Genomic DNA, 25,183 nt, shown 5'->3' on the forward strand with positions numbered 1-25,183 from the left:
CGTTATCTTCACTGCTCAATGTTCGACGTCGGCCCAAATCCTGCGTTTCGCCACATAGACCAGACCGGCGAAGAGAACGAGGAAGACCATGACGCGGAAACCGGTCTTCTTACGCTCTTCAAGATGCGGTTCTGCAGCCCACATCAAGAACGCAGAAATATCCTGCGAGTACTGAGACAGAGTCTGCGGCGAACCATCATCGTAGGTCACCTGGCCATCCTGCAGCGGCGGCGCCATTGCAAGCGACTTTGCGGAAATGAAGTATGGGTTGTAGTGCGTGCCTTCTGGGATTTGCATACCCTCCGGCGGCGTTTCGCCAAACCCGGTCAGCAGCGCATGGATATAGTCTGGGCCACCTTCTTGATACTGAGTGGCGATATCGAATACGAAGCGCGGAAATCCGCGTTCCACCGCACGCGCCTTGGCAATCAGCGAGAAATCGGGTGGTGCAGCACCATTATTGGCAGCAGCGGCTGCCTGAGCATTAGGAAAAGGCGACGGGAAGTAATCGGAGGGCAATGCCTTGCGGGTGAACATCTCACCTTCAGCATTGGGGCCATCCTGCACTTCATATTCTGCGGCAAACGCCTTTACCTGCGCTTCCGTATAACCCAGTTCTTCCAGCGAGCGGAATGCAACCAGATGCATGGAATGGCAGGCTGAGCACACTTCCTTGTAGATTTTCAGACCGCGCTGCAACTGCTGCTTGTCATAGTGACCGAACGGACCGGCGAAGGACCAGTTTACCTCGGCTGGCTCCTTGATCGGGAAGTGCGTTGGCTCAGCAGGATTGTGGGCTTCTTCGGCGGCATTGGCGGTACCGAATGCGAGCATGGTACCAATGCCGGCAGCTGCGAGACCGAGGAGGATTTTTTTCATGTTTGAGCCCTTCACGATTCTCAAGCCCTGGTTTCCGGAGCGGCAGCGACACCAGCCAGCTGGCCGCCACTCTTGGTTTTCGCAAGCACAGCTTCGGTGATCGAATTTGGCAACCGGCGCGGCGTCTCGATCAGACCAAGCAAGGGCATGATAACGATGAAGAAGCCGAAGTAATAAGCCGTTCCGAACTGCGAAAACAGCGTGTACAAGCCTTCAGCCGGGCGCGATCCAAGCCAGCCAAGCATGATTGCGTTGGCAATAAAGAGCCAAAAGAAGAGCTTGTACCAAGGACGGTAGACAGCCGAACGGACCTTCGATGTGTCGAGCCAGGGTACAATGAACAGGATGGCGATCGAGCCGAACATTGTAAGAACGCCGCCGAGCTTGGAATTGATCGGTCCAATGTTGAAGGTGATGGCCCGCAGCATTGCGTAGAATGGCAGGAAGTACCATTCCGGAACAATATGGGCCGGCGTCTTCAACGAGTCCGCCTGAATGTAATTGTCCGGGTGGCCCATAAAATTCGGCAGATAGAAGACGAAATACGCGAAGAGGATAAGGAACAACACCAATCCGAATGCATCCTTGACCGTCGCATAGGGGGTGAAGGCAACTGTATCTGTCTTTGATTTGACTTCGATGCCGGTCGGATTCGTTTGTCCGGAAACATGCAATGCCCAAACGTGCAGCACAACGACGCCTGCAATCATGAACGGCAATAGATAGTGCAATGAGTAGAAACGATTGAGCGTGGGATTGTCGACGGCAAAACCACCGAGCAGCAGCTGCTGGATCGGGTCGCCAATGATGGGGAATGCCGTGAAGAAGCCCGTAATAACGGTAGCACCCCAGAAGGACATCTGTCCCCATGGCAACACGTATCCCATGAAGGCGGTCGCCATCATCAAGAGAAGAATGATTACTCCGAGAATCCACAGAAGCTCGCGCGGCGCTTTGTAGGAGCCATAGTAAAGCCCGCGGAATATATGCACGTAGACGGCGAGGAAGAACATCGATGCGCCGTTCGAGTGCAGATAGCGCAGGAGCCAGCCGGAATTGACGTCGCGCATGATCTTTTCAACGGAGTTGAAGGCGAGGCCTGTGTCGGCAGCGTAGTGCATTGCCAGAACAACACCGGTCAAGATTTGCGAAACCAGCATGATCGCCAATATGCCGCCAAATGCATAGGCGTAGTTCAGATTGCGTGGCACCGGATAGGCGACGAAAGAATCATAGACCAAACGCGGCAACGGTAGTCGCGCGTCGATCCATTTTTCGATGCCTGTGCTCGGCGTATAGGATGAATGTCCACCGCTCATGTCGTATCTCCCCGTGGAACCTTAGCCGATCTTGATGACGGTGTCGGAAGTGAAAGTAAGTGGCGGGATAGGTAGATTTTCCGGCGCTGGACCTGAACGAATGCGTCCGGCAGTGTCGTATTGCGAACCATGACAAGGGCAGAACCAGCCACCGAATTCGCCTTGCTGGCCAAGCGGAATGCAGCCGAGGTGGGTGCAAACGCCGATCATCACCAGCCAGTTTTCCTTGTCCTTGGCTGCTGCACGATCCGCATCAGTCGCTTGGGCGTCGCTCGGCAAATTGGCATTGCGCGCAATCGGATCCTTGAGCTGACCCATTTGAACGTTCTTGGCGTCTTCGATTTCTTTCGGCGTCCGGTTGCGAATGAAAACCGGTTTGCCGCGCCATTTGACCGTCAGAGACATGCCTGGCTGAACAGCCGAAACATCAACTTCAATGGACGAGACTGCCAGCGTAGACGCGTCCGGTCTCATCTGATCAATAAAGGGCCAAGCAAAGGCGCCCGCACCGACCACACCGGCCATACCTGTCGCAATATAGAGGAAGTCACGCCGTGTCGGCTCGGTCGTATCGTGTGCGCTCACGGGGCCTGTTCCTTTCCGAATAACAACGCAGCGGGAGAGTCCACATTGTCAGCACAATAGAAGACTGGCCCAAGAGCTGAGCCACGAGGAATCCCCAACATATGGCGTGGTTTCTAAGCATGTCGCTTGAGCTTGTCCAGTGAGACAGCGTCACAAGGGCAGGATGTCGCAGGGATAGACCTCGATCCTGTTCATACCCTGCAAAAACTCCCGATTGCCTCATTCAAGTCCGGCATAAATGCTGCCGGCTACGATGACATCGCCTTGGGCCGATTTAACTTCGACGGTATTATTCCGCAGCTTCCTGATCGTCGAGACCAAGGAAACCGCCAGACTGACGTGCCCACAATCCGGCATAGATGCCGTTGGCCGCAATCAGCTGTTCATGACTGCCGCTTTCGACAATTTGTCCCTTGTCCAAGACGATAAGCCGGTCGAGCGCCGCAATGGTCGACAGCCGGTGCGCGATGGCAATAACCGTCTTCCCTTGCATCAGCCGATAGAGGTTGTCCTGTATCGCCGCTTCCACTTCTGAATCGAGCGCCGAAGTCGCTTCGTCCATGATGAGAATAGGAGCATCTTTGAGCATTACACGTGCAATGGCGATACGCTGGCGCTGCCCGCCGGAAAGCTTGACCCCGCGCTCGCCGACATGGGCGTCGAAACCGCGCCGGCCTTTGGGGTCCGATAGGTCTTCGATGAAGCTGTCGGCCTGGGCATTTCTCACGGCCTGCAGCATCATCTCTTCCGACGCATCGGGACGACCGTAAAGCACGTTGTCCCGAACCGAGCGGTGCAAAAGTGATGTATCCTGCGTCACCATGCCGATTTGTGCACGGAGAGAGTCTTGTGAGACCTTGGATATATCTTGACCATCGATAAGTATCCGGCCGTTCTCGAGATCGTAAAATCGCAACAGCAAATTGACGAGTGTTGATTTGCCGGCTCCGGATCGCCCAACAAGGCCGATCTTTTCGCCTGGACGTATATCGAGAGACAGACGATCTATAATGCCTGCGCCTTTTCCGTAGTGGAAGCCGATCGAATCGAAGTCGATCGCCCCTGCAGTGACTTCGAGCTCCGGCGCGTTGGGGACATCGGGTACAAGTCGCGGCAAGGAAATGGACGTGATGCCGTCTTCGACGGTACCGATATTTTCGAATAGCGCTGACATTTCCCACATGATCCACTGCGACATGCCGTTAAGGCGGAGCACAAGGCCAATGCCCACCGCTACAGCACCTACGGAGATCGCCGATCCGAGCCACAGCCAGATGGCAATTGCGCCTACCGAGAAAAGCAGCAGGCAATTCATTGCATAGAGCGAGAAGTGAAAACTGGTTACCAGCCGCATCTGCCCGTGGACAGTGTTTAAAAAGTTTTCCAATCCTTCACGCGCATAGCTCTCCTCGCGTTTCGAATGCGAGAAGAGCTTTACCGTGGCGATATTTGTATAGCTGTCGACGATCCGTCCGGTCATCGTCGAACGCGCATCAGCCTGTCGCTCGGAAATGACGCGGATTTTCGGAATAAAATAGCGAAGCAGTCCGACATAAACAACGAGCCAGACAAGGAAAGGCAGCATGAGCCGTAAATCCGCTGCTGCCGCGATGATCAATGTTCCGGTGAAATAGACGATGACGTAGTTTAGCACGTCAAGAAGCTTCATAACCGTTTCGCGCACGGCAAGCGAGGTCTGCATAAGCTTGGTGGAAACCCGCCCGGCAAACTCGTCCTGGAAGAAGGTCATCGATTGGCGAATGAGATAGCGATGCACCATCCAGCGGATGCGCATGGGATAGTTGCCAAGCAAGGTCTGATGGATGATGAGCGAATCCACGAGTACGATGCCTGGCATGACGATCAATACGACACCGGCAATCAGCGCCAGTTTCCACCCTTCATCGGAAAGGAAGGTTTCGCGCGAATGATTGGACAGCCAGTCGACGATATTGCCCATGAAGGCGAACATGGACACTTCGAGCACAGCGATCAGCGCCGTGCAAACAGCCATAACGGCAATCCATGGCCAAGCGCCTTGGGTATAATGCAGGCAAAACGCGACGAGCGGTTTCGGCGGCTCAGCGGGTTCAGCCGTCGGAAATGGTTCGAGCCTCTCTTCAAACCAGCGAAACATTGTTAAACCTCATTCATCGTCACTCCACGCCGACTCATGGAGGCATCTCGTTGAGCGAACCATATACCGACTTACGCATTGCACTCTACCAGCCAGATATACCTGGCAATGCTGGGACCATTCTGCGTATGGCAGCGTGTTTTGGCGTCGCCGTTGATATCATCGAGCCGGCCGGATTCGATATTTCCGATCGCGCGCTGAAACGGGCCGGAATGGATTACCTCGAACAAGCCGCCCTGACGCGTCATCCCAATTGGGCACAATTTCAGGAATGGCGGCTTCGTGAAAAACGCCGGGTTCTGCTTTTCTCCACCAAGGCGGCCGAGCCTTATACTCGCTTCAACTTCAAACCCGGCGATATTCTGATGTTCGGCCGCGAATCTGCCGGTGTTCCCGATGAGGTTCATCAGGCGGCCGACGCCAGACTCATCATTCCAATGGTGTCTGGCGCCCGCTCGCTCAATCTGGCGCTCTCCGCAGCTATAGCAACCGCCGAAGCGCAACGACAGTTTTCATTGCTCCGCTGACTATCCGCCGGCCAAATTGGCCGACGGATAAGCTGTTAACCGCCGTTGTCAGTCGATCTGGGTGGCCTTGCCGCCTTCCCACTTGTAGAAGACGAATGCAGGCGTGTTCAGATCTCCGGTGCTGGAATAGCTGAGATCGCCTGCCACCGTCGGAAACGCGTCACCCGATTTGATCTTTGCCGCAACCTCGGATGGTTCAGCAGAGCCAGCCTTTTCAATACCCCCGGCGATCACTTGCAACGCGGCGTAAGCGTTGAGCGTGAACGCTTCAGCCGGAATGTTTTTGGCCTGAAGTGCTTCCACAACCTTTGCCGCGGCAGGATTCTTGGTCGGATCGGCGCTGTTGGTGAACAGTGTACCCGCTGCGGCATCGCCGCCAATTGCCCAATATTCGGTGTTCGACAAGCCGTCAGGACCGATGATCTGAGCCTTGATTCCCTGATCGTTCAACTGGCGGGCGATAAGACCACCCTCGGCATGATAACCGCCGAAGTAGATCACGTCGGCTTTTTCAGACTTGATGCGTGTGATGAGCGCGCTGTAGTCCTTTTCGCCGGCATTGATACCTTCGAAGACGACTTCGGTAACACCGCCCTTGTTAAGTACGGCCTTCAGACCGTTGGCGATACCAGTACCATACGGCGTTTTGTCGTAGACGATAGCGATCCGCTTGTCCTTGAACTTGTCGAGCATGTACTTGCCGGCAACATCAGCCTGCTGGTCATCACGGCCGCAGGTGCGAAACACAGTTTCGAGACCACGTGTAGTGAGATCGGGAGTGGTGGCCGTAGGCGTGACCATGACGATACCGTTTTCGGCCAGAACATCCGATACAGGCATGGCTACGCCGGACGTCACAGGACCCACGACGAACTTGATGCCCTCACCAACGACCTGGTTGGCAACTGATACACCCTGTTTGGGTTCGCCGGCATCGTCGAAGATCTTCGTCACAATCTTTTCGCCCTTGATGCCGCCTGCCGCGTTGATGGCTTCGGCAGCGCTTTCGACGCCATTCTTTACCTGCAAACCATAAGCCGCGACGGGCCCGGTCACAGGTGCGATAATTCCGACGACGATGTCGGCTTTGGCAAACGACGTCATCGCCATGACAGCGGCCAACGCCACGCCAGAGATCAACGATAAGCGCATTATTTCCTCCTTGGATTTTCTTATGCGTCCGGAAGAGCTCCGGTGCTGGCAAAGTTCTACTGTCTTTGGAAATGGCTGTCAGCTGCGATCGCTCGAAATTCTGCACAAATGGAAGAAAATTTGGAGAATTTTCAAAAACTGAGGCCGTTTTGAGCTAAAACAATCAAATATTTGAAAAAGAACATCAATTTTATTGTTGAATCAAAGATTTTCCTGTTTTCAATCCGCGTTCGGCAAGCGGCGCATCGTGAATTCGATGATATCGCCGGGACGCTCATACCAGCTTTCAATTTCGGTCCAATAAGCTGCTTTCGGATATTGCTCGAACCATTCGCGTGCCTTTTCGCGCGCCGCCAGACGCGGCAGTTTAAAACTCTCGCGAACAAATGCACCGCGTTGCTGGTTGGGAGCTTCGCGGCTTTCCTTCAGTCTCTTTCGCAAACCATCAAGCGGCGGTTTTGGATATTGCGATCGGGGCGCTTTGGAGACCATCTCGTATCCTCACTGAACCCTACAATCATAAGAGTAGGTGCAGCAAAGCCGGAAAACGAGTCATTTTTTTATGGATAGGCTGAATGAACGGCAGCAACTTCCTTTTGGCTTCAAGTTGATGTGATAATGTCCAGGCGAAAAAGGATTCTTTGCCATGGACCGTCCAGATATCCCCGCTGTACTTCCCGAAGCGCTCGATGAAAAGAAAGCTGAGGCGACCGCTTGGTTTATGGAATTGCGCGACAAGATTTGCGCGAGTTTCGAGCAGTTGGAAGACGAACTGGACGGACCGCTCTCGGACCGCACGCCGGGTCGCTTCAAGCAGACCCCATGGCAACGCGATGATGGCAAGGGCGGCGGCGGCGTTATGTCGGTCATGCACGGCCGCGTCTTCGAAAAAGTTGGCGTCCACACCTCGACCGTCCATGGCGAGTTTTCGCAGGAATTTCGCAAGCAGATACCCGGAGCTGACGAAGACCCTCGTTTTTGGGCGTCGGGAATCTCATTGATCGCACATCCTCAAAGTCCGTTTGTCCCTGCCGTACATATGAACACGCGCATGGTTGTAACGACGAGGCAATGGTTCGGCGGTGGTGCCGATCTCACGCCGGTTCTTGATCGCAAGCGGACACAGGACGACCCGGATACGCTAGCGTTCCACAAGGCGATGAAATTTGTTTGCAACAAGCATTCAGCCGTCGCCGATCATGAGAAATTCAAGACATGGTGCGATGAGTATTTTTATCTTCCTCATCGCAAGGAGCCGCGTGGAACCGGAGGTATTTTCTATGATTGGCTACACTCCTCCGAAGAAAATGGCGGCTATATGGCCGATTTCAATTTCACGCGCGACGTTGGCCGCGCCTTTTCCGTAGTCTACCCCTATCTCGTGCGGCAGAATTTCAATCATGACTGGACGGATGCCGATCGTCAGGAACAACTTGTCCGCCGTGGCCGCTATGTCGAATTCAATCTGCTCTATGATCGAGGCACGATCTTTGGCTTGAAGACCGGCGGGAATGTCGATTCAATTCTCTCTTCGATGCCACCTACGGTCAAATGGCCGTGAAATAGATATTTAGGGGATCAATCCGCCGCTTCATGCGTTATGCTTACCCTCTGGTGCGGCAAAAAGGGCCGCGCTCTTGTGGACGGAGCACGTATTTTTGCGGGCTTACAACAGGGAGAGAAGGCATGAAAGAACTTCATTGCATTGTTCCCGGTTGCCAGTGGCATACACGTCACGACACCGAAGCTGAAATCATTCGCCGCACTACTGAGCATTTGCGTGAAACCCACGGTGAAACCGTTATTCGTGAATCAATGCTCGAAACTATCAAGGCGAATATCCAGCCGTCGAAAGGCCAGGCAGCCTGATCAGGCTTTTCCTGCATATTCAGGAATTTTGGCAAGCAATTTATCGCGCTCGAGGGTAAAGCCCGAACTAATCCAGTCGTCCTCCAGCGCGCGCTGGACCTTGCCGATTTCCGGTCCTTTTTCGAGACCCGCAGCGAGTAGGTCGCTGCCGGATACAGGAAACTTCGGCCGTTCGTAGCTATCGAGATATTCGAGCAATTTGGATAGACGCCCGGCCCTCATCATCGCCGCGTTATCGTTGATCGCCTCGGCACGTGCTGAAACCAGAGCCAGACTGAGCCGATCACGCATGCCTTGCTGATCGCTGCGGTAAAGTTGTTTCGCAAATCCGCTCTCGGAAATCTCGGATTGCGGCATTGCGGTTTCAGCCCAAGCCTCCAGTCGTACTCGTTCACTGTTGGAAAGTTTCAGCCGCGACGCCATTTCGGCGATGCGGCCGATTTGCGGGGGTATCATGCTTGCCAGCCGCAAAAGCGGATCGACCTCCCAATGCAGGTCCTGCTCGGTTTTTACCAAAGAGTGGATCGTGTCGATGCCCCATTTTTCACTTTCGGGCAAAACTGCCGTCAGGACGCCCGCCTGCCGCATCCATAACAATGCACGCGAGGGATCGGGCGCACTCAGCAATCTCTTGAGCTCCGACCAGATGCGCTCAGCCGAGAGCCGTTTCAGTCCATCTTTCAGACGCGCGCAAGCCTTCAGCCCGTCGCTTTCAGGTCTGCCTTTGCCGTACCAGGCGAAAAATCTGAAAAACCGTAATATACGCAGATAGTCCTCGCGGATACGCTGCTCCGGATTGCCGATGAAGCGCAGCGTGCGGCTTTCAACATCCGCAAGACCACCAACAAGATCGACGACGGTACCATCCGCCTCGACATATAAGGCATTCATGGTGAAGTCGCGCCGGTTTGCGTCCACCTGCCAATCGCGGCCATAGGCAACTTCAGCATGCCGTCCATCTGTCTCGATATCAGCGCGCAAAGTCGTCACCTCGAACGGTCTCCCATGCGCAACGACCGTGATCGTGCCATGGTCTATGCCGGTCGGAACAGCCTTCAGTCCGGCATTCATCGCGCGCTGCATAGTCTCCTCCGGCAAGCAGGTCGTTGCGATATCAATATCGCTAACCTTTTCACCCAAAAGCGTATTTCTTACCGCACCGCCGACAACGCGCGCAGCCTCGCCGTCAGCGGCAAGTACGGCGAGCAGCTTTTGCAAGGACTCGTCTTTGAGCCACGAAGCCTTGTCGGCAATGGAAACAGTCTCGCTCAAGAATAGAGCCTTTCATAAAGTGTCCGGATGATGCCCGCAGTTACGCCCCAGATGAAGCGGTCACCGAACGGCATCGTGTAGTAGAACCGTTCCTTTTCCTGCCATATTCGGCTTTCGCGACGATGGTTGCCGGGATCCATCAGGAAAGACAAAGGCACCTCGAACACGTCGGCGACTTCAGCGGGGTTCGGGGTGAGTTCAAATGGCGGATGCACCAGCCCTAGCACCGGAGTGATCGAATAGCCGGTCGTGGTCAAGTAGCGAGGCAGCCGCCCGATGACCTCCACATGGCGACCCTCAAGCCCGATTTCCTCATGGGCCTCGCGTAGTGCCGCTTTCTCCGGCTCGTAATCGTCTTCCGGGTCAATCGCCCCACCTGGAAAAGCGACCTGCCCCGAATGCTTGCGCATATTGGCGTTGCGCAGGGTGAGGAGCACGCTTGCCTCATCGCCGCGATCCACAATTGGCACAAGGACAGCAGCGTCGCGCAGGGGATTTGCTGAGATCAACGCATCGAGTTCAGGATTGAGCAAATGATCGCCATGATCCCGGTCCAAGGGTTCACTGCCCTTGAGCGCCACACGTTGTGAGAATGCACGGGCGGAAAAACCCTCATGCAGCGATTTGGTCAGACTCATTGGCTCAGCTTTTCCAGTTCACCTGACGGCATGATTGGGAACACACTTCCCTTTGATCGTACCGCGAACATCGGCTTTCCGTCGATGATGATTTCCTCCCCATGGCTGACCAGCTCATACATCACCGGCCGCGCCAGAAGCGCCTCAAGACGGCCTCGCACCAAGAGGTAAGGCTTTAGTCCACCGTTGATTTTATCGATGACAAACCGCAACGGATTGCCGGCGCTTGCCTCGACGATATCACCAACATTTGTGCGTAGCGTCATGACCCGCGCATCCCCTTCGCCTGAGACATCGAGTTCAACCGCCAGAAAAGGTGCATCCTCGACGCGGATTCCCACCTTTTCAATCGGCGTCACGAGATAGGTCCGTCCGTCGGCGTCCTTGCGCAGGACCGTGGAGAAAAGGCGCACAAGCGGCTGTCGACCAATAGGGGTACCCATATAGAACCAGGTACCATCGGCCTTGATCTCCATATCGAGATCGCCGCAAAAATCGGGATTCCATTTGTCAACAGGTGGCAGGCCCTTGCCCGGTGTGGCGGCACGCGAGATCAGCGCTTCCAGCCCTGCTGTATCCCGTAGAGTGTCCTCTGATCCTGCCATGGCCTGCCTTTTTTCTATCTGCGTCACGAAATAGTCAACGTTGGACCGCTTGTCAGCATGTCATAGTGACTTAGAGTCGTTTTACGTTAGAGTCATTTAAGAGAGACTCTGTGCAGATACCAGCGGTGAGGTGACCCATGACCATGATTAAACCTGAGGTACCGTCCGATCCCAAGGCAATGATTGCCGAGGCTGAGAAAGCGCTGGCAGACATCTCAAGGATAAAGACCGGCATCGGCACTGTCATCTTTGGACAAGAGAGCGTCATCGAGCGAACGTTGGTGGCGCTGCTGGCAGGCGGACATGCGCTTCTTGTCGGCGTCCCGGGCCTGGCAAAGACAAAGCTGGTGGAAACGCTGGGGACTGTTCTCGGTCTTGACGACCGCCGCATTCAATTCACGCCGGACCTTATGCCTTCAGATATCCTGGGCTCTGAAGTCATGGAGCAGGATGACAATGGCAAACGTTATTTCCGCTATGTCAGAGGCCCTATTTTCGCTCAATTGCTCATGGCGGACGAAATAAATCGCGCCTCACCTCGTACACAGTCGGCGCTCCTGCAGGCCATGCAGGAGTATCACGTTACGATTGCAGGCGAGCGGCACGATTTGCCACAACCGTTTCATGTATTGGCGACGCAGAACCCGCTTGAACAGGAAGGGACCTATCCGCTGCCGGAGGCGCAGCTCGATCGGTTTTTGATGCAGATCGATATTCTCTACCCGGAACTCGAAGCAGAACGCAGGGTGCTGCTAGAGACCACCGGTATTTCAGATGTTAGAGCGGAAAAGACAATCGATGCGGAGCGCCTGCGCGACATGCAGCACCTCATCCGTCGGATGCCGGTACCGGAAGGTGTTGTCGATGCCATTCTCAAGCTTGTTCGCTCCGCTCGTCCCGGGGCTGACAACGAAATTGCAAAAAAATTCATCTCCTGGGGCCCCGGCCCTCGCGCTAGTCAGGCCCTGATGCTCTGCGCTCGGGCACGCGCTCTTTATGACGGCCGGCTCGCTCCATCGGTAGACGACGTAAAGGCTCTGGCAGAACCAGTATTGCAGCACCGGATGGCGTTGACGTTTGCTGCGCGCGCCGATGGTATGAATGTACGCGATGTTATTGGCAACCTCACAAAAGTTGCTTTCTAATGGCAGCAATTGGCGCGCAGGTAGCACGGGCTGACACAGGAGATGCGCTTGCGCGTGCCCGCCAGCGTGCCGCTCTGCTACCTGACCTACTCGTCGAAGCGCGTCGTATTCTCAATACCGTCAACACCGGTTGGCATGGCCGGCGGAAAAGTGGCGTCGGCGAAACTTTCTGGCAATTTCGGCCCTACGCTCAGGGTGAGGCTATCTCCCGTATCGACTGGCGCCGCTCTGCCCGCGATGATCGTACTTATATCCGCGATCAGGAATGGGAAGCAGCTCATACGGTGTGGCTATGGGCCGATCCTTCGCCTTCCATGCTCTACAAGTCCGAACAAGCCCATGTATCGAAAGAATCGCGCGCTCTGGTACTCGTTCTGGCACTGGACGAACTTTTATCACGCAGTGGTGAGCGGATCGGCTTCCCTGGCGTGGCAGACCCCATATCTGCTCGAAACGGTGCGGAACGCCTCGCAACCCTACTCGCCCACACGACGAACCCGCCTGCCAAGCCTGATCTGAGCAGAGTGCGGCGCTTTTCCGATGTAGTTTTAGTCAGTGATTTTTTAGAGCCCGTGGAAGATACACTGGCTCTTCTTCAACAACTCGTTCAGGCTGGCGCCCGTGCGCACCTGATAGAGGTCTATGATCCAGCCGAAGAAGATTTTCCCTACAAGCGGCGCACCGAATTCGTCGATCCTGAAACCGGCGCGTCTCTAACGTTCGGGCGCGCAGAGGACTACGCCGAAGACTATCGCCGATTGTTCTACGCGCGACGTGAGGTCCTCAGCGATTTTTGCCGGCGGATTGGCTGGAGTTACACCACCAATCGTACCGATCGCTTGGCGTCCGATGCGCTCGTATCGGTTCACATGAACATGACCGCCAATATTGGCTACGAGGGGAACGGCGCATGAATGCACTCCCGTTGGCCTTTGGTGCGCCTGCCATCCTTGCCGGACTCATCGTTCTTCCAATCATCTGGTGGCTTTTGCGGGTGACCCCGCCCCGTCCGGTCACGGAAATATTCCCCCCGCTGAAAATCCTTGCTCAACTCCTCAAGAAGGAAGAGACACCCAACAAAAGCCCATGGTGGTTGACGCTTCTACGGTTGTTGCTTGCGGCATTCGTGATTCTCGCGCTGGCGGAACCCGTGTGGAATCCCCGGGCTGAAACACTGACAGGCAAGGACCCGGTTGCAATAGTCCTCGACAATGGCTGGTCGTCGAACGAGGAATGGAGTGCACGCAAGGATACAGCCGAGCGCCTGATCTCCGATGCGGAGAACTCTGGAGCGCTGATCTACATTTTGGGTACGGCAGAAAAAGCCAATACCGATATCGGACCATTCGATGCCAACGCCGCGCTAGAACGGCTCAGGGCTATGGCCGTGCGCCCAATCCCAGTCGACCGGTCGGCCGCGTTTGCGCGGTTGAAAACGGCGATTGCAAATGTGTCCGGTACGAGGCTTGCTTATCTCAACGATGGTGTCGACACGCCACAGGCTACGGAAGCAGTCAAGGCGCTCGAAGGTTCAGGTATCGCATCCATAATCTGGTACCAACCATCGATTACATCGCTGGTCGCTCTTCGACAGGCCGTCAACAACGCGAATGGTCTAACTGTTCGTGCGGTACGGCCAGGCAATGATCGCGGCCAGAACGGAATTACAATAGGCGCATTTGACGAAAAAGGCCGGCGTATAGCTGAAACCGGTTTGGTCTTTGCCGCGGGTGAGAGCAGCGGCGAAGCTGTCATCAACGCGCCTTACGAATTGCGCAATGACTTCCACACATTGCGGGTCGACGGAGCTGAGCAGGCGGGGGCCACCTACCTGATTGACGACAACAACAAGCGAAGGCGCGTTGCGTTACTTTCCGGTTCTGACGCAGACCTTTCACAACCGCTGCTCTCGCCACTCTACTATATATCGCGTGCGCTCGAACCGTTTGCCGATCTATTACGCCCTCGTAACCCGGAACTTGTGCGCGCCGTCCCCGAACTCCTTGAACAGAAGCCCTCGGTTTTCATCATGGCGGATATCGGCAAACTACCGCCGGAGACTGAGCAAACACTTTCAGATTGGGTCGATAAGGGCGGTACGCTGATCCGTTTTGCTGGACCGCGCCTTGCAGGCAACAGTGATCAGGATCCGTTGCTGCCCGTCACTTTGCGTAAAGGCGAACGGTCCCTTGGCGGCACTTTATCGTGGAAGGAATCGCAACCTGTTGCGGCCTTCCCGGAGAACGGGCCCTTCGCCGGCTTGCCAACTCCGCAAGATGTGACCGTGACGCGACAGGTTCTCGCAGAACCATCTTCCGACTTGTACGACAAGAGCTGGGCCAATCTGGCAGACGGTACGCCGCTCGTAACCGGCGGGACACGCGAGCGCGGTCAGCTGGTACTGTTCCATGTAACACCTGAAGCCACATGGTCAAACCTGCCGATCAGCGGCAGTTTTGTCGATATGCTGCACCGTCTCGTCTCGTTGTCCAACGCAGCCGGACCATTGACAAACGATAATGGCACAAGCGGCTCGCGTGTCCTTCCACCGTATCTGGCATTGAATGCCGAGGGTTCGCTTGTCCCGCCCAACGGCGATACCAGACCGCTCCTGATCGGGAATGGTGCTAGCCCACAGGTGAGTTTCGATAATCCTCCCGGCTTCTACGGTGTTGAGGATGCCATGACGGCGCTCAACCTTTTCAAGCCTGACGGCGAAATCAAGCCGCTGATTCAACCCGACCTGGCATTTCCGGTAACGACAGCACGCTACGCCGTGGACGAATCCTTGCCATTGCGTGGACCGCTCTTGGCTCTTGCAGCGCTGCTACTGGCACTGGATGCCATTGCCGTACTCTGGCTCGGCGGCCATCTGCGTCGCCATTATCGTGCGGCTGCGGCGGCGTCGCTGGCCATCCTCCTGTTGCCGGCCATACTTGCCCTTGGCCCTTCTCCCGCGTCAGCTCAGCAGAATGACAGCAAGCCCGGCGACCAATCCATTCTGGAAGCCGTCAATGCCACGCATCTCGCCTACGTCATAACTGGTGATGGTGCCGTCGACGATGTCAGCAAGGCGGGCCTGCTTGGCCTGTCGAAAGCTCTCTCCGACAGCACAGCTCTCGAACCTGGTGAACCCATCGGCGTCAATCCTGCGACTGATGAACTCGCCTTCTATCCTTTGATTTATTGGCCTGTCGATGCAACGGCAAAAATGCCGCCGCCAGAGGCGATCGCCAAGATCGATGCATATATGCAGCAGGGCGGAACGGTGCTGTTTGACACCCGCGATCAGGATGCAGCCGCGATCAATTTTGACAACTCGACAACGCCCGCCAATCAGAGGTTGCGTGACATTCTTGCCGGCCTCAACATACCACCGCTTGAGCCAGTCCCGAGCGACCACGTCTTGACCAAATCCTTCTACATTCTGCAGGATTTTCCTGGCCGCTACCGCGGGAGCCCTTTGTGGGTGCAGGCATCACTCTCGACCGAAGCCCGCTCCGATCGGCCTGTGAGGGCAGGAGATGGTGTCACGCCCATCATGATAACCGGCAATGATTTTGCAGGCGCCTGGGCGACAAATGCCGAAGGATCTCCACTCTACCCGACAATCCCCAACGATCCGATGCAACGTGTCTACGCCTACCGCGCCGGTATCAACATTGTCATGTATATGCTGACCGGAAACTATAAATCCGACCAGGTGCATGTGCCTGACCTTTTGCAGCGGTTGGGAAACTAAGTCATGTATCTGTCATTGGATTTCCAGCCTCTTGTTTCAAACACACTTCTCGCGCTTTTGCTCGTACCGCTGTTCATTCTTACGCTGGCCGGAATCTATTTTCGCCAGCGCGGCAGCCTGATCCGGCTGTTGGCCGTCGCTGCATTTGCCATGGCACTCTTCAATCCGATTATCGTGAATGAGGAACGCGAGCCGCTGAAAAGCGTCGTTGCTGTCGTTGCTGACCGCAGCCAGAGTCAGGATATCGGCAACCGCACTGCAGACACGGATGCAGCTTTGAAACAGGTTCAGACAGAACTTGGTCGGCTGCCGCAGTTCGAGGTCAGGACGGTCGAAACCGGTCAAGCAACCGAAAATGATGACGCAACCTCAACACGTTTGTTCCAGGCATTGAATGGCATTTTCCGTGATGTGCCGCCAGCGCGTATCGGCGGCGCGATCATGATCACGGACGGCCAGATTCATGATATCCCTGCCAATATGGCCGGTCTCGGGTTCAGTGCTCCGGTGCATGGGCTAATCACCGGCACGCCCGGCGAAATCGACCGCCGTATCCAATTTGTCCGAGCGCCACGTTTCGGGTTGACCGGCAAGCCGCAGGAAATGACATACAAGGTGACGGCGTCGGGCGAGCCGCAAGGCGGCCGCGCGCGTGTTAGCGTGCGCGTGAACGGTGATGAGGTGAGCAATCACGATGCCATCATCGGTCAGGAGATGCCGCTGGAGGTTACGCTACCGCGAGCAGGCGTGAACATTGTCGAAATTGTCGTGGATGCCGTTCCGAACGAACTCACGGAAGTGAACAACCGGGCCGTTGCCATGGTTGACGGCATTCGCGAGAATCTGCGTGTCCTGCTGGTTTCCGGCGAACCGCATAATGGCGAGCGCACGTGGCGCAATCTTTTGAAATCCGACGCATCCGTCGATTTAGTGCACTTCACGATTTTGCGGCCGCCCGAGAAGCAGGATTCGACACCGATCAACGAGCTTTCGCTGATTGCCTTCCCAACGCGGGAACTTTTCGTCGACAAGATCGAGCAGTTTGACCTCATCATTTTCGATCGCTACCAACACCGCGATGTGCTTCCGCTGCTCTATTACGACTACATCAACGATTATGTCCAAAAGGGTGGCGCACTTCTCATCGCCGCAGGTCCTGAATACGCGGGCAATATGTCGATCGCCAATACGCCGCTCCTTTCGGTCCTGCCTGCGACGCCAACGGGGAACATCGAAGAAAAAGCGTTCTATCCGCGTCTGAGCGATCAAGGTAAACGCCATCCGGTAACACGTGGCCTTGAGGGCAGTACGCAGGAGCCACCGCACTGGAGCCGCTGGTTCCGCGTTATTGACGTCAATCAACCCGAAGGCACAACAGTCATGGATGCGGGCGATAAGCCATTACTGGTGCTCAATCATGTTGGAGAAGGCCGTGTAGGCATGTTCCTTTCCGACCAAGGCTGGCTCTGGGCGCGCGGCTTCGAAGGCGGCGGCCCGCATGCCGCGCTCTACCGGCGCATCGCCCACTGGCTTATGAAAGAGCCGGAGTTGGAAGAAGAAGCACTGACAGCAAGCGGTAGCGGCCGCAACCTGGAGATCCGCCGGCAGACCATGCAGAAGACCGCCAACGCTGCGAGCGTCATCACGCCATCGGGCAAGACGAGGTCCATTCCCCTGACGGAAACCGAGCCAGGGGTCTTTACAGCTTCAGTGACGACCGATGAAATCGGCCTTTACCAGGTGGCCAATGGTGATCTGACGACGCTTGCCCATGTCGGACCCGTCGACGCACCAGAATTCAGTGACAATGTTTCCACAACCGCCAAGCTCGATCCGCTGGCACGCGAAACCGGTGGCGGAACGCGGCGGCTGCGGCCAGCCGCCGACCAGAGCACCATCGAGGTTCCTAATATCGTCGCGTCGCGCGGCATGGCGAGCGCGAGTGGCGACAACTGGATCGGGTTGCGCCCGACCAACGAGACGATCCTCAAGAGCGTCAATCGCCTGCCGCTGTTTTCAGGCTTCCTCGGCCTCGCTGCGATGATCCTGGTGCTGGGCGGCATGTGGTACCGCGAAGGCAAGTAGTGGTATCGTCAGGCCAGATTACTATCAGGTCTGGGTGGCGTGGCGTACCCGCCCTGCACGGCCTCCAAGGCGCGCGGTGTTAGTTCGCAGGCGAGAAACCGGGTCGGTTCCACGGGCGCGGGCATTTCGATCAGATGACCTGGTATCTGGCGGAAGCCAAAAGGCGCATAGTAAGGCTCATCGCCGACAAGGACAACCAGATGGTGGCCAGCGACACGCGCCGCTTTCATACTGGTGCGCATCAGCGCAGCCCCGATGCCTTGATTTTTCCATGCAGGATGTACCGCCAAGGGGCCGAGAAGCAAAGCCGAAGTCGTGCCAATATGGATTGGCGTTAGCCGGACCGATGCTACCACGTGCTCTCCGTTCAACGCGACGAAGGAGAGCGCGCGATCGTGCGGGCCACCTTCACGAATCCGGTATGCAGCACGAGCAAACCGTCCAGGTCCGAAAGCTTCTTTGTTGATGTCTTCTATGGCAGCGTCATGCACCGGGTTCTCCGGGGCGTAAGTCACGACTTGGGTCAGCATGCTGAGTGTCTTTTTGAAAGGAGTGGATACGCGCCTCGAACCCGGTTGTTGGCAACACAGGAATTTCCGCCGCTTGGAAAAAGCGCCGGTTCGGGTTTCATCGTCGGATGAACAGAATTCCTGCCACAAAAGTCTCCTTTTTTGTTCGCGTAACATCAAAAGAAACTGCCGTAAACCGAAAATCCGGTTTGTCCGGCAAAAAGTGACACTCTGTTCACCGGCTTGGTCATGGAACCGAGAGGAATTGAGCTTAACTGTGAGGAACAACGAAATACTGAAATCAACCAGCGCACGGCGTGGTTCCAGGAGACGAGATGGGTTTATTGATTGATGGCGTGTGGCACAACCAGTGGTACGATACAAAGGACACTGGCGGCCGTTTCATCCGGACCGAGTCACAGTTTCGCAATTGGGTGACTGCTGATGGTAGCGCGGGACCATCGGGCAAGGCCGGATTCAAGGCCGAACCTGGTCGCTATCATTTGTATGTTTCCTATGCTTGTCCCTGGGCGCACCGCACGCTGATTTTCCGTGCACTCAAACAACTGCAGGACGTAATTTCGGTGTCAGTCGTCGACCATTACATGGGAGCGGAAGGCTGGACATTCTACGAAAAGGACGGCGCAACACCGGACCACCTCTTCGGCTATAAGCGCTTGCACGAAGTCTATACACGCGCCGATCCCAATTATTCGGGCCGCGTGACCGTACCGGTTCTTTGGGACAAACAGCAGAAGACCATCGTTTCCAATGAATCGTCAGAGATCATTCGAATGCTCAATTCCGCTTTCAACGACTTCGGCGATGCCTCCCTCGATTTTTATCCAGAAGCACTGCGCGGCGAGATCGATGAGATCAACGCGCTGGTCTATCCGAACATCAACAACGGCGTCTATCGGGCTGGCTTTGCCACGACGCAAGAAGCTTATGAAGAGGCGTTTGCACAATTGTTCGATGCGCTTGACCAGGTGGAGGAACGGCTGTCCCGTCAGCGTTATCTCGTCGGCAATCAACTAACAGAAGCCGACTGGCGCCTGTTTACCACGCTGCTACGCTTCGATCCCGTCTATGTGGGTCATTTCAAATGCAATCGCCAGCGCATTGCCGACTATCCGAACCTGTCGAACTACACTCGCGAACTATATCAGGTGCAGGGCGTGGCCCCGACAATGAATTTGAAACACATCAAGGCGCACTACTACGGCAGTCACAAAACCATCAATCCAAGCGGGATAATTCCTGTCGGACCGGAAATTGACTACACGGCCCCGCACGATCGCGACCGTTTCTGATCGCTACCAGTCAAGCGGGACGTCAGCGCCGTCCAGAATCTCGGCGAGCCGGCGCCGTGTGGACGGTGTAGTATCCTGTGGCAGGGCGTCGAGTTTGAAAAACCCCGCTTCGGCAATCTCGCGATTGGCGATGAACGGTGTTACCTGCCGGAACGAGCGGCAAACATAAAGCGCAACGTGATCGCGTCTTGACGCGTGCGCATTATGATAGATGGCGAAAAGCTGGGGCCTGCCGGTGAGCTCGATATTACCTTCCTCCATCAGTTCCTTCTTGAGCGTCTCTTCAATCGTATGCCCCGTTTCCACGCCACCGCCCGGAAATTGCCAGCCGGGAACATAAGTGTGGCGAATGAGAAATACCGATTGCTCCTTGTCATCCAGAACAACACCGCGGGCACCAAGGGTCATGGGTCGACGAAGCAGAAAGTAGGTATGGAACAGGCGATGACGCCATTTTGAACGTTTTTCAACCATTCTGTCTGACCTTGGCCGGAACTGCTCCGGTGTGCGACGGTTGTATCACTGGATTTCGCGCCAATACTCTCATAAAGCTGAGTCGATGTTCCACCTCGCTCATATCTCCGACATACATCTGTCGCCTTTACCCGCGCTGACTTTGCGTGAACTGATCTCCAAGCGCATTACTGGCTATATCAATTGGCGATCGAACCGCAAGGGCTCGATGACAAGCGGTACACTGGATGTTCTTGTGGCCGATATGAAGGCACAGTCCCCGGATCATATCGCCGTCACCGGAGATCTCGTGAACTTGGCTCTGGATGAGGAACTGGAGACGGCACAGCGCTGGCTCAAAACCTTGGGTGACCCCGCTGACATCTCGGTTGTCCCCGGTAATCATGATGCGTACGTGCCGGGTGCGCTAAAAAAGACACGCCGCTTTTGGCAACCGTGGATGCGTGGCGATGCTCAGGCAGCGGCAAACAGCCCTGTGGAGTTCCCATATCTTCGCGTCCGCGGCGACGTAGCACTTATTGGAGTTTCCTCAGCGCGCGCTACCGCTCCCTTCATGGCGACCGGCGATATTCGCGAGCGGCAAGCTCGAAAATTGGGCGAACTCCTCGATGACACAGGTAAACTTGGCCTCTTCCGGGTAATTATGATCCACCATCCGCCAGTGCGCGGCGCCGCGCCTTCTCACAAGCGCCTGCTTGGCATCGGTCTTTTTCAGCGCACAGTTCGCAAACATGGAGCTGAATTGGTTCTCCATGGCCATACGCACCTGGCGACACGCTACGAGATTGAAGGTCCAAGTTGGAAAATACCCGTGATATGCGTCCCCTCGGCAAGCCAGAGTTTTGGTGGAAATCATAAGCCTCCCGCGGCGTTCAATCTGTTTGCCATTGCCAAAACCAATATTGGCTGGTCGTGTCATATGATTGAGCGCGGAATTGTCGATGAGCAGATGAGCATCCGGACTATCCGCGAACATGACCTTCAAGTCGGCGCTGTACTCGCCCCGGTGTGACTCAAAAATATGGCGATAAGCGATCCCAGAAAAATGCCAGGAGCGCTCCTGCACCCGCCAGACCGCCGATAGCAAACCACGTCAATACAGTGACCAGTTCGCCCACAACCGATCTGGAGCGATAGGTTGTGTTGGAAGAAACGACGGTTGGTCGAACCAATGCATGTTCAGTTGAACCAGAGTTCTCATCTTCCTGATAAATGACGGCTGAGCGAAGGTTGATCCTCTCACCCTCCATCAGGCGTTGACGCTCAACAATCCGCTCGGCGATATAATTGGTTACCGCGTCTGAAATGGGCTGCACGTCGGGCGATTCCGCCACCACGATCCGCCCGAGCCTCGTGTCGCGGACAAACCGATACGTCCGACGATCACGGCCCATCATGACATGCGACGTCGGATCAATCCACAATCTCGGCTGCTGCCCTTTGGAAATTGCGAAATCCCATTGCAGATCGTCCACAGGTACATCATCGAATACCGGCTTCAGATCATGGGCAAGGATTTCGATCCTGGCGAGGTCCGCTTCCTTCATATCGACGACAACATCGCCGCGATCGGCGGCAGCAATTTGCACACCTCGAACGGCGTCAGCAAGTTTTCGCCGATTACCAACGGCGGTGATCTTCTCTCGCATTTCACTCATAAGCATTTCCGGCACGAGCTAGGGTTAGAGCATCATTAACCATCTGTCGCGGCCATTGCATCAGAAACTTGTCTGGAATGATTTTCGTTCCCCGTATAAATGAAAGGGCCCCGAAGGGCCCTTCATCACTTTCCGATTATCCGGTTTGCTGCCGAGACAATGCCCTCAAGTGAGGCAGTCACAATGTTCTTGTTGATACCTGCACCAAAAATCTTGCCGCCGGGATGTTCGATTTCCATATAGCTGATCGCGGCTGCATCCGAACCGTGCTGGAGCGAGTGTTCCGAATAGTTCACAACCGACAATTTAGTGCCGAGATAGTGCGAAAGAGCGTCAATGAAACCATCGACCGGGCCGGTGCCCCTTCCCTCAATCCGTTTTGTTTCACCGCGATCAGTGATCTCCGCAGAAAGCACACGCACCCCCTTGCGCTCAGTATCGGGATAGGTGTGGTGGTCGACGAATTTCAACCGCGCGTTCGGCTGTTCGACATAGAGTTCCTGGAAGCGATCGTAGATGCGCTTGGACGGCATCTCCTTGCCCTCCTCATCCGTGATCTGCTGGATGTCTTCACGAAACTCCACTTGCATGCCACGCGGCAAATTCAGGCCGTAGTCGGCTTGAAGGATATAGGCGATGCCGCCCTTGCCGGACTGTGAGTTGATGCGGATGATTGCCTCATAGCTGCGCCCGACATCCTGCGGATCAATGGGCAGATAAGGCACCTCCCACAGCATCTTGTTGGCTTGCTTGATTGCCTTCATCCCCTTGTTGATCGCGTCCTGATGCGATCCGGAAAACGCCGTGTAGACCAGTTCGCCGACATAAGGGTGACGCTCGGGGATAATAAGCTGGTTGGAATACTCGTATACCTCCTTCATCCGGTTGATGTCGGAGCAGTCGAGTTCGGGATCGACGCCTTGCGTAAACATGTTCAGAGCCAACGTAACGATATCGACATTGCCGGTGCGCTCGCCATTGCCAAACAAGGTGCCTTCGACGCGGTCGGCACCAGCCATCAGTCCGAGTTCGGTGGTTGCAACGCCGGTGCCACGATCATTATGCGGATGCAGCGAGATGATCAGATTTTGGCGATTGTCGAGCTGACGGCACATCCATTCGATGCGATCCGCATAGATGTTTGGCGTGGACATCTCCACCGTCGAAGGCAAATTGATGATCAACTTGTTGTCAGGTGTTGGCTTGACGATTTCCGTTACCGCATTGCAGATTTCCAATGCGACTTCGAGTTCGGTGCCCGTAAAGCTTTCCGGCGAGTACTCAAAACGATAGCCTCCGCCTGCCCTTGCCGCCATATCCGTGATCATTTTGGCGGCATCTGTGGCAATGGTCTTGATGCCGTGAACGTCCTTGTTGAACACGACGCGCCGCTGCAACTCACTGGTTGAATTGTAGAAATGTACGATCGGTTTGTGCGCGCCTTCCAAGGATTCGAAGGTACGGGTAATCAATTCAGGACGGCACTGCACCAGCACCTGCAGGGAAACATCCGGGCCAGAGTTGCCTTCCTCCACGCACCAGCGCGCAAAGTCGAAATCCGTTTGCGAGGCGGAAGGGAAACCGATCTCAATTTCCTTGAATCCCATCTCGAGCAGCAGCGCGAACATGCGCACTTTCCTGTCGTGCCCCATCGGATCGATCAATGCCTGGTTACCATCGCGCAAATCGACGGAACACCAGATGGGTGCCTTCTCGATACGTTTGGAAGGCCACTGCCGATCTTTCAGATCGACCATGGGATAAGGTTCGTATTTCTTGGCGGCATAGGGCATGCCCATGTTCCGTTGGATCATGTCGATCATTTGTTTCTCGTTTCCGGCCGATGCGCATCAAATCTGGCGCGATTTCGGCACTCTTCTTAAGTGTTACAGTTATCTTGTAAGGGAATAAGGAGCGATTGCCTGGCGGCCAATTCGACCGCCGGACGCTCCTCTTAACGAGCCCGGCGATCGCCAGTAAGGTTAAGAAGAAGCGGAAGGAGAAATGCGCGATTGGTCACGCCCGCGGAAGCGGACTGAACGAATGACTGTGGGGTCGGGCGCGTTTTCATGGCCAGACAATTAAACGACTGTCGGGCCGGATGCAAGAAGAATGCTAGAGCAAGTTTGTCTAGTTCTTCTTCAACTGAGCCGTCGCACCGCCAGCCAGCCATTCACTGACGACTTTCACGTCATCCTTGCCCAATCCATGATCGGACTTGATCGAACGCGCTTCCACGCGAGCACCGTGCGAGCGAAGCAAGTCCTCAAGGGCTGGCGCATAGGGTGCATAGAGCTGATCCGAAGCGCCGGAAACGGTCAACACTCGGGCATTGGCAAGATTAGCCTCGATTGTCCCCGTCAGGACCGGCATCGAACGCAACAGCACCGCTTGTTTCACGAGGTCCGGGTAAAGCATCATCACGGCATTGACCAAATTGGCGCCATTGGAATACCCGAGAAACGTTGTGTGATTGGGGTCGAATTTGTATTCCCGTGTGACCTGCTTCAGAAAGTCTGCAAAAGCCTTTGCTTCAGATCGTATGCCCTGCTGGTCGAAACTGATGGGTGTCAGCCGGCGATACCAACGGTTCGAACCATCCTGGACTACACGCCCGCGCACGGCGAGCAGAAGAGCATTCGGTGCGATCTTGGAAGCAAAGGAAACGAGGCTGGTTTCATCCTGGCCTGAGCCATGCAGAAGAACCATCGTATCTCCGTTCTGAACTTCCGGACGGTAGATTCGGTACTTGAAAGTAAGATCCTCATGGAGCGAACCTTCGCTCTGGGGGAGAATGTCACCCTTGGTCGCTTTCTTCACAATAGTCCCACTGCCTGTTGCTCCGAGGCTAATCGGCACCGCTTTTACCGGCGTCTGCGAATTTGCCGGACCCTTCTGCGGGCAGGCATCTCCGGTGCTATTTTTATCAACGTCGGGCTGTGGATCAATCGTATTTAACAACACTTCCGCTTTACCGGACTGCAACTTGTCGCAATCCGCGGTATTGCGCGCGCTAGCCGGATACACGGCAACGATGATCGAGAGCCCGGCTAATAGTCCATAAAGATAAGGTTTACCCATAAGTTAATCCTGGCAGTTTTAGAGCAAAGGATATCCAGATAGAACCAGTTCTGTTTCTCGGATGGCGAGACAATCCACGCGGAAGGTGGCGAGGGCGCGGGTTTTACCAAAGCCCCCGCCCACCCCCCCGCCCTGAAAAAAAAATATTAACGGCAAAACAATTGTAAAAGGTTTTCATTTTGGGAAATTTTAT

General features: G+C 55.4%; 22 protein-coding genes and 1 pseudogene. 9 read left to right on the forward strand and 14 right to left on the reverse strand.

Going from position 1 to position 25,183, the window contains the following annotated elements; genetic code table 11:
• Positions 1 to 15 precede the first annotated feature (15 nt).
• From PHA01_RS10290 to PHA01_RS10305, 4 genes are all read right to left on the reverse strand, one after another.
• A complete protein-coding gene (locus tag PHA01_RS10290; protein WP_271894990.1) occupies positions 16 to 879 on the reverse strand; it encodes a cytochrome c1 in 864 nt (287 codons plus the stop codon).
• A gap of 20 nt (positions 880 to 899) precedes the next feature.
• Positions 900 to 2,198 (reverse strand): cytochrome b, encoded by a 1,299-nt coding sequence (locus PHA01_RS10295; protein ID WP_271894991.1) that lies wholly within the window; start codon positions 2,196 to 2,198, stop codon positions 900 to 902.
• Between the two features lie 21 nt (positions 2,199 to 2,219).
• Positions 2,220 to 2,783: a ubiquinol-cytochrome c reductase iron-sulfur subunit gene (gene petA / locus PHA01_RS10300; protein WP_210003116.1), complete on the reverse strand. Its 564-nt coding sequence runs from the start codon at positions 2,781 to 2,783 to the stop codon at positions 2,220 to 2,222.
• A gap of 289 nt (positions 2,784 to 3,072) precedes the next feature.
• Entirely contained in the window at positions 3,073 to 4,920 is a 1,848-nt protein-coding gene (locus tag PHA01_RS10305; RefSeq protein ID WP_271894994.1) for an ABC transporter ATP-binding protein, read from the reverse strand.
• 50 nt (positions 4,921 to 4,970) lie between these two features.
• On the opposite strand from PHA01_RS10305, the gene PHA01_RS10310 reads away from it, so the two are divergent.
• A complete protein-coding gene (locus tag PHA01_RS10310; protein WP_271894996.1) occupies positions 4,971 to 5,447 on the forward strand; it encodes a tRNA (cytidine(34)-2'-O)-methyltransferase in 477 nt (158 codons plus the stop codon).
• Between the two features lie 48 nt (positions 5,448 to 5,495).
• Here the strand turns inward: PHA01_RS10310 and PHA01_RS10315 are convergent, their stop codons facing one another.
• Positions 5,496 to 6,599: an ABC transporter substrate-binding protein gene (locus PHA01_RS10315; protein WP_224511683.1), complete on the reverse strand. Its 1,104-nt coding sequence runs from the start codon at positions 6,597 to 6,599 to the stop codon at positions 5,496 to 5,498.
• Positions 6,600 to 6,818: 219 nt separating this feature from the next.
• Positions 6,819 to 7,091 (reverse strand): hypothetical protein, encoded by a 273-nt coding sequence (locus PHA01_RS10320; protein WP_271895000.1) that lies wholly within the window; start codon positions 7,089 to 7,091, stop codon positions 6,819 to 6,821.
• 154 nt (positions 7,092 to 7,245) lie between these two features.
• On the opposite strand from PHA01_RS10320, the gene hemF reads away from it, so the two are divergent.
• Both hemF and PHA01_RS10330 read left to right on the forward strand, forming a co-directional pair.
• Positions 7,246 to 8,160: an oxygen-dependent coproporphyrinogen oxidase gene (gene hemF / locus PHA01_RS10325; protein WP_271895002.1), complete on the forward strand. Its 915-nt coding sequence runs from the start codon at positions 7,246 to 7,248 to the stop codon at positions 8,158 to 8,160.
• A gap of 125 nt (positions 8,161 to 8,285) precedes the next feature.
• Entirely contained in the window at positions 8,286 to 8,468 is a 183-nt protein-coding gene (locus tag PHA01_RS10330; protein WP_114430373.1) for a DUF1059 domain-containing protein, read from the forward strand.
• On the opposite strand, the gene PHA01_RS10335 is transcribed toward PHA01_RS10330, so the two are convergent.
• The 3 genes from PHA01_RS10335 to PHA01_RS10345 are packed head-to-tail and all read right to left on the reverse strand — an operon-like array spanning position 8,469 to position 10,983.
• The gene (locus tag PHA01_RS10335) at positions 8,469 to 9,740 is read right to left on the reverse strand and encodes a CCA tRNA nucleotidyltransferase (RefSeq protein ID WP_271895006.1); all 1,272 of its coding nucleotides are present in this window, start codon (positions 9,738 to 9,740) and stop codon (positions 8,469 to 8,471) included.
• Entirely contained in the window at positions 9,737 to 10,378 is a 642-nt protein-coding gene (locus PHA01_RS10340; RefSeq protein ID WP_271895009.1) for a CoA pyrophosphatase, read from the reverse strand. Before PHA01_RS10340 ends, PHA01_RS10335 begins: the two co-directional genes overlap by 4 nt.
• A complete protein-coding gene (locus tag PHA01_RS10345; protein WP_271895011.1) occupies positions 10,375 to 10,983 on the reverse strand; it encodes a DUF1285 domain-containing protein in 609 nt (202 codons plus the stop codon). Before PHA01_RS10345 ends, PHA01_RS10340 begins: the two co-directional genes overlap by 4 nt.
• 137 nt (positions 10,984 to 11,120) lie before the next feature.
• Here PHA01_RS10345 and PHA01_RS10350 point away from each other — a divergent pair, with 137 nt between their 5' ends.
• From PHA01_RS10350 to PHA01_RS10365, 4 genes are read left to right on the forward strand one after another with little or no spacing between them, the layout of a single operon-like run.
• Complete coding sequence (locus PHA01_RS10350) at positions 11,121 to 12,128, forward strand: AAA family ATPase (RefSeq protein ID WP_271895013.1); 1,008 nt, start codon at positions 11,121 to 11,123, stop codon at positions 12,126 to 12,128.
• Complete coding sequence (locus PHA01_RS10355; protein WP_271895015.1) at positions 12,128 to 13,042, forward strand: DUF58 domain-containing protein; 915 nt, start codon at positions 12,128 to 12,130, stop codon at positions 13,040 to 13,042. Before PHA01_RS10350 ends, PHA01_RS10355 begins: the two co-directional genes overlap by 1 nt.
• Positions 13,039 to 15,870 carry a DUF4159 domain-containing protein gene (locus PHA01_RS10360; protein WP_271895018.1) on the forward strand — a complete coding sequence of 944 codons (2,832 nt, stop codon included), beginning with the start codon at positions 13,039 to 13,041 and terminating at the stop codon, positions 15,868 to 15,870. The genes PHA01_RS10355 and PHA01_RS10360 overlap by 4 nt, the downstream gene beginning before the upstream one ends.
• Positions 15,871 to 15,879: 9 nt before the next feature.
• Positions 15,880 to 17,955 carry a hypothetical protein gene (locus PHA01_RS10365; protein WP_271895092.1) on the forward strand — a complete coding sequence of 692 codons (2,076 nt, stop codon included), beginning with the start codon at positions 15,880 to 15,882 and terminating at the stop codon, positions 17,953 to 17,955.
• Positions 17,956 to 17,979: 24 nt separating this feature from the next.
• Here PHA01_RS10365 and PHA01_RS10370 read toward each other — a convergent pair.
• Positions 17,980 to 18,485, reverse strand: a pseudogene (locus tag PHA01_RS10370) (GNAT family N-acetyltransferase).
• 314 nt (positions 18,486 to 18,799) lie between these two features.
• Here PHA01_RS10370 and PHA01_RS10375 point away from each other — a divergent pair.
• Positions 18,800 to 19,777 carry a glutathione S-transferase family protein gene (locus PHA01_RS10375; protein WP_271895023.1) on the forward strand — a complete coding sequence of 326 codons (978 nt, stop codon included), beginning with the start codon at positions 18,800 to 18,802 and terminating at the stop codon, positions 19,775 to 19,777.
• Positions 19,778 to 19,780: 3 nt separating this feature from the next.
• Here the strand turns inward: PHA01_RS10375 and PHA01_RS10380 are convergent, their stop codons facing one another.
• Positions 19,781 to 20,251 (reverse strand): NUDIX domain-containing protein, encoded by a 471-nt coding sequence (locus PHA01_RS10380; RefSeq protein ID WP_271895025.1) that lies wholly within the window; start codon positions 20,249 to 20,251, stop codon positions 19,781 to 19,783.
• 85 nt (positions 20,252 to 20,336) lie between these two features.
• Here PHA01_RS10380 and PHA01_RS10385 point away from each other — a divergent pair, with 85 nt between their 5' ends.
• The gene (locus PHA01_RS10385) at positions 20,337 to 21,263 is read left to right on the forward strand and encodes a metallophosphoesterase family protein (protein ID WP_271895027.1); all 927 of its coding nucleotides are present in this window, start codon (positions 20,337 to 20,339) and stop codon (positions 21,261 to 21,263) included.
• A gap of 1 nt (position 21,264) precedes the next feature.
• Here the strand turns inward: PHA01_RS10385 and PHA01_RS10390 are convergent, their stop codons facing one another.
• The 3 genes from PHA01_RS10390 to PHA01_RS10400 all read right to left on the reverse strand — a co-directional run bounded on the left by PHA01_RS10390 (position 21,265) and on the right by PHA01_RS10400 (position 24,990).
• Positions 21,265 to 21,909 carry a hypothetical protein gene (locus PHA01_RS10390; protein ID WP_271895029.1) on the reverse strand — a complete coding sequence of 215 codons (645 nt, stop codon included), beginning with the start codon at positions 21,907 to 21,909 and terminating at the stop codon, positions 21,265 to 21,267.
• A 125-nt stretch (positions 21,910 to 22,034) separates the two neighbouring features.
• Positions 22,035 to 23,732, reverse strand: coding sequence for a 2-isopropylmalate synthase (leuA, locus tag PHA01_RS10395; protein ID WP_417020945.1), 1,698 nt, complete (start codon positions 23,730 to 23,732; stop codon positions 22,035 to 22,037).
• A 307-nt stretch (positions 23,733 to 24,039) separates the two neighbouring features.
• Entirely contained in the window at positions 24,040 to 24,990 is a 951-nt protein-coding gene (locus PHA01_RS10400) for an alpha/beta hydrolase (RefSeq protein WP_271895031.1), read from the reverse strand.
• Positions 24,991 to 25,183 lie beyond the last annotated feature (193 nt).

Origin of the sequence: Candidatus Phyllobacterium onerii (assembly GCF_028331445.1) — a bacterium.
Lineage (GTDB): Bacteria > Pseudomonadota > Alphaproteobacteria > Rhizobiales > Rhizobiaceae > Phyllobacterium > Phyllobacterium onerii.

Excerpts from the sequence above, each read along its gene's own strand:
- PHA01_RS10290 (WP_271894990.1), bottom strand. The coding sequence starts at position 879 with ATGAAAAAAATCCTCCTCGGTCTCGCAGCTGCCGGCATTGGTACCATG.
- PHA01_RS10295 (WP_271894991.1), bottom strand. The coding sequence starts at position 2,198 with ATGAGCGGTGGACATTCATCCTATACGCCGAGCACAGGCATCGAAAAA.
- PHA01_RS10305 (WP_271894994.1), bottom strand. The coding sequence starts at position 4,920 with ATGTTTCGCTGGTTTGAAGAGAGGCTCGAACCATTTCCGACGGCTGAA.
- PHA01_RS10315 (WP_224511683.1), bottom strand. The coding sequence starts at position 6,599 with ATGCGCTTATCGTTGATCTCTGGCGTGGCGTTGGCCGCTGTCATGGCG.
- PHA01_RS10320 (WP_271895000.1), bottom strand. The coding sequence starts at position 7,091 with ATGGTCTCCAAAGCGCCCCGATCGCAATATCCAAAACCGCCGCTTGAT.
- hemF (WP_271895002.1), top strand. The coding sequence starts at position 7,246 with ATGGACCGTCCAGATATCCCCGCTGTACTTCCCGAAGCGCTCGATGAA.
- PHA01_RS10330 (WP_114430373.1), top strand. The coding sequence starts at position 8,286 with ATGAAAGAACTTCATTGCATTGTTCCCGGTTGCCAGTGGCATACACGT.
- PHA01_RS10340 (WP_271895009.1), bottom strand. The coding sequence starts at position 10,378 with ATGAGTCTGACCAAATCGCTGCATGAGGGTTTTTCCGCCCGTGCATTC.
- PHA01_RS10345 (WP_271895011.1), bottom strand. The coding sequence starts at position 10,983 with ATGGCAGGATCAGAGGACACTCTACGGGATACAGCAGGGCTGGAAGCG.
- PHA01_RS10350 (WP_271895013.1), top strand. The coding sequence starts at position 11,121 with ATGACCATGATTAAACCTGAGGTACCGTCCGATCCCAAGGCAATGATT.
- PHA01_RS10355 (WP_271895015.1), top strand. The coding sequence starts at position 12,128 with ATGGCAGCAATTGGCGCGCAGGTAGCACGGGCTGACACAGGAGATGCG.
- PHA01_RS10360 (WP_271895018.1), top strand. The coding sequence starts at position 13,039 with ATGAATGCACTCCCGTTGGCCTTTGGTGCGCCTGCCATCCTTGCCGGA.
- PHA01_RS10375 (WP_271895023.1), top strand. The coding sequence starts at position 18,800 with ATGGGTTTATTGATTGATGGCGTGTGGCACAACCAGTGGTACGATACA.
- PHA01_RS10380 (WP_271895025.1), bottom strand. The coding sequence starts at position 20,251 with ATGGTTGAAAAACGTTCAAAATGGCGTCATCGCCTGTTCCATACCTAC.
- PHA01_RS10385 (WP_271895027.1), top strand. The coding sequence starts at position 20,337 with ATGTTCCACCTCGCTCATATCTCCGACATACATCTGTCGCCTTTACCC.
- PHA01_RS10390 (WP_271895029.1), bottom strand. The coding sequence starts at position 21,909 with ATGAGTGAAATGCGAGAGAAGATCACCGCCGTTGGTAATCGGCGAAAA.
- leuA (WP_417020945.1), bottom strand. The coding sequence starts at position 23,732 with ATGATCGACATGATCCAACGGAACATGGGCATGCCCTATGCCGCCAAG.
- PHA01_RS10400 (WP_271895031.1), bottom strand. The coding sequence starts at position 24,990 with ATGGGTAAACCTTATCTTTATGGACTATTAGCCGGGCTCTCGATCATC.